Origin of the sequence: Bacillus pseudomycoides DSM 12442 (assembly GCF_000161455.1) — a bacterium.
In the GTDB taxonomy this organism is placed as follows: Bacteria; Bacillota; Bacilli; order Bacillales; family Bacillaceae_G; genus Bacillus_A; species Bacillus_A pseudomycoides.
In genome coordinates this window covers 4,903,080-4,903,344 of record NZ_CM000745.1, presented here as the reverse complement: position 1 = coordinate 4,903,344, position 265 = coordinate 4,903,080, and the positions used below count along the sequence as shown (strand labels likewise).

General features: G+C 36.2%; 1 pseudogene. It reads right to left on the bottom strand.

The features are described 5' to 3' along the window. A pseudogene (locus tag BPMYX0001_RS33695) lies at window positions 1-265 on the bottom strand (IS110 family RNA-guided transposase); the annotation flags it as partial.

The window sequence follows — 265 nt, the reverse complement described above, 5'->3', positions numbered from 1 at the left end:
TGACGTACGGCTGGATAAGAATACCTGGCAGCCGCAAGTACTTCCATAGCTTTCTTTTCTGCTATGCTGATTGAGATGTTTTTATTGGTATTCTTACGAATCTGATTCTTCATGACCGTTTTGGAAAGATTTTGAACAAAATCTGGGTGAGGGAATAATTGAACAAAGTTTAAAAATAAATCTGACTTAGTTGTGAAAATCTGTTCCAATTCCGGAAATGTCAACTGAATGACTTTATGCATCCGGCTACGAATCAAAGATAATT